This window comes from Virgibacillus sp. AGTR (genome assembly GCF_016919725.2).
In the GTDB taxonomy this organism is placed as follows: domain Bacteria; phylum Bacillota; class Bacilli; order Bacillales; family Amphibacillaceae; genus Virgibacillus; species Virgibacillus salarius.
In genome coordinates this window covers 1-2,919 of sequence record NZ_JAJERH010000138.1, presented here as the reverse complement: position 1 = coordinate 2,919, position 2,919 = coordinate 1, and the positions used below count along the sequence as shown (strand labels likewise).

The 2,919-nt window shown below is 38.6% G+C and carries 3 protein-coding genes; all 3 read left to right on the top strand.

Annotation, left to right across the window (positions count from 1 at the left end; translation table 11 throughout):
- Window positions 1–244 precede the first annotated feature (244 nt).
- From JUJ52_RS22715 to JUJ52_RS22705, 3 genes are read left to right on the top strand one after another with little or no spacing between them, the layout of a single operon-like run.
- Window positions 245–898 (top strand): GNAT family N-acetyltransferase, encoded by a 654-nt coding sequence (locus JUJ52_RS22715; RefSeq protein WP_026681463.1) that lies wholly within the window; start codon window positions 245–247, stop codon window positions 896–898.
- A gap of 1 nt (window position 899) precedes the next feature.
- The gene (locus JUJ52_RS22710; protein WP_026681464.1) at window positions 900–1,553 is read left to right on the top strand and encodes an acetoin utilization AcuB family protein; all 654 of its coding nucleotides are present in this window, start codon (window positions 900–902) and stop codon (window positions 1,551–1,553) included.
- Window positions 1,550–2,710: an acetoin utilization protein AcuC gene (locus tag JUJ52_RS22705; RefSeq protein WP_205388711.1), complete on the top strand. Its 1,161-nt coding sequence runs from the start codon at window positions 1,550–1,552 to the stop codon at window positions 2,708–2,710. Before JUJ52_RS22710 ends, JUJ52_RS22705 begins: the two co-directional genes overlap by 4 nt.
- Window positions 2,711–2,919 lie beyond the last annotated feature (209 nt).

Here is a 2,919-nt window from a genome sequence, read left to right as displayed (position 1 = left end):
ATAAAAGATTCTTTTAGAATACAGGCAGAAAGTCCTTTCACCGGGGCTTTAATACCGAATCTGATAACTGAGGCTTTCAGTCGTAAAGCAAGCTACGAGTTCACACGGATGGTTTTGATTGTTAGACCTAAGCTTCCAATTCTGAGATCGTATCTTTTATGAATCGTTCACAGATGTTACTAAAAATTCTGTGGATATTGCTGTATAATAAATGTAAGCGTAATACATGACAGGTGGTGACTGAATGAAGCATACGAAAAAACATTATCTACAAACACGAGAGACAAGTGATGAAACGATAATCATTGAAGGACCACTGACAGCTGCAGAACTGAAGGAGTATAAGTTCCATCATGATTTAACTGCATTTCGACCTGCGACGAAACAATTCGAAGCAATCATGCAAATCGCTTCCTTTCCTGAGGGGAGAATTATTGTTGCAAGAACAAAAGATACAATCATTGGCTACGTAACCTATCTACATCCCGACCCTTTAGAAAGGTGGTCTAAATTTGCAATGGATGATTTGATCGAACTAGGAGCTATTGAAGTAATACCAGACTTTCGTGGTGCGAAAATTGCTTCAGGCTTGTTAGAAGTTTCAATGATGGATACGTATATGGAGAATTATATCATTATTTCCACAGAGTATTACTGGCACTGGGACTTAGATGGTACAAAATTAAGTATCTGGGATTATCGTAAGGTCATGGAGAAAATGATGGCTGCTGGTGGACTTCTACCTGCACCTACAGATGATCCAGAAATTATTTCGCACCCTGCTAACTGTTTAATGGTACGAATAGGAAAAAATGTCTCAGAGGAATCTATTAAAAAATTTGACACGTTACGTTTTCTACAGCGACATCACTATCGAAATATGCGGGAGGGTCTTTAACATGCTGGTGGAAGAAATCATGAAGACGGAAGTAATCGCATTACCACCAACTGCTACAATAAAAGAAGCCTTACACCTACTACACAAACATAAAATAAGGCATATACCAATTGTAGATTCAACTAAAGAAGTTATAGGTATTGTATCGGATCGTGATGTGCGAGATGCTAGTCCATCTATTTTTGAAAAAGAATCCGAAGCCTGTGAATTAGATCATGAAATTCAAACGATTATGAGTCAGCCAGTTATAACCATTCATCCATTGGACTTTGTAGAAGAAATAGCAAAGATTTTCTATGAACAAGAAATTGCTTGTCTTCCTGTTGTTCGCAAAAACAATAAGCTGGTTGGTATCATCACTGAAAAAGACATGCTATATACAATGATTCAATTAACGGGGACACATGTACAAAGTTCGCACATAGAAGTTAAAGTTCCACATCGTCCGGGAATTCTTCCCGAAGTCACTTCCATCTTTGGTAAACGAAAAACCAATATCATTTCAGTACTTGTCTACCCATTTAAAGATAATCCAAACTACAAGATATTAGTATTCCGTATTCAAACAATGAATCCACTTCCTGTTATACAAGATCTCCGTAATGCAGGCTATGAACTGTTATGGCCAAATAATATTGCGGGGGAAAATCGATGACATGTCATGCTAAATTCATCTTTTCTGATTCCTTTTTAAATTATCACTTTAATGAAGATCACCCATTTAATCAAAAACGGATCTTGTTAACCAAGGAGTTATTGGAGAGCAAAGAACTGCTTTCTAGTAAGGATTTATTATCACCAAGGCAAGCAACAGACGAAGAACTAATGCTATTTCATGACCATGCTTATGTTGAAGCTGTTAAGCAAGCTAGTACAGGGTTGTTAGCAGATGAAGATGCAGTAGAATTTGGATTAGATACTGAGGATACACCTATTTTTCAAAATATGCATGATGCATCTGCCAGTTTGGTCGGCGGTACCCTTTCAGCAGTGGATGCAGTATTAACTGGTCAAGCGTCTCATGCGCTTAATCTTGGTGGCGGGTTACACCATGGTTTTAAAAGGAAAGCTGCTGGATTTTGCATATACAATGATGGTGCAGTAGCGATCCGTTATATTCGGGAAAAATATAACTTACGTGTTTTATATGTTGACACAGATGCACATCATGGTGATGGCGTCCAATGGGGTTTTTATGATGATCCAAATGTATGCACCTTTTCTATTCATGAAACTGGTCGCTATCTATTCCCTGGTACTGGAAATGTAAATGAACGTGGAATTAAAAGCGGACATGGATATGCATTCAATTTACCTATTGATGCTTTTACGGAAGACAACTCGTTTTTACACGTTTATACTTCTGCATTAAGAGAAATTACGGCCTTTTTTAAACCAGATGTTATTGTAACTCAAAATGGAGCGGACGCCCATTGCTATGATCCTCTGACACATCTTTGCGCGACCATGTCGATATATGAAAAGATACCAGCGCTAGCTCATGAGTTAGCCCATCAATATTGTAATGGGAAATGGATTGCGCTTGGTGGTGGTGGCTATGATATTTGGCGAGTAGTTCCACGTGCGTGGGGACAAATATGGAATATCATGAAACATAATCAACTAGCAACAGGGGCACTCCCGGAGAAATGGAAAAACAAATGGCAGAAATATTCGAAAACACCTCTGCCAGATTACTGGTCAGATTCAGCCAATATCGTACCGCATATACCTAGAAAACAGGAAATATCAGAGAAAAATAACAATACATTACTGCAGTTATTAAAATATACGAAAAAAATCGAAATGTAGGAACAAAAGCGTAAGCTCCCGAATAGAAACGTAGCGACGATTCAACGGAGATAAAGGACTCACGGTGTGCTTGCGAGCCGATAATGACTTAGATTAGAGCGATTTGTGAACTCCCCTAGTTTCCGGGCGCTGGAGCTGGAAGCTGCCCAACAAGCGCCTATTGTTTATCCACATGGGCTAATTTTATAATTTCCTAGACTATTAATAAA

Excerpts from the sequence above, each read along its gene's own strand:
- JUJ52_RS22715 (WP_026681463.1), top strand. The coding sequence starts at position 245 with ATGAAGCATACGAAAAAACATTATCTACAAACACGAGAGACAAGTGAT.
- JUJ52_RS22710 (WP_026681464.1), top strand. The coding sequence starts at position 900 with ATGCTGGTGGAAGAAATCATGAAGACGGAAGTAATCGCATTACCACCA.
- JUJ52_RS22705 (WP_205388711.1), top strand. The coding sequence starts at position 1,550 with ATGACATGTCATGCTAAATTCATCTTTTCTGATTCCTTTTTAAATTAT.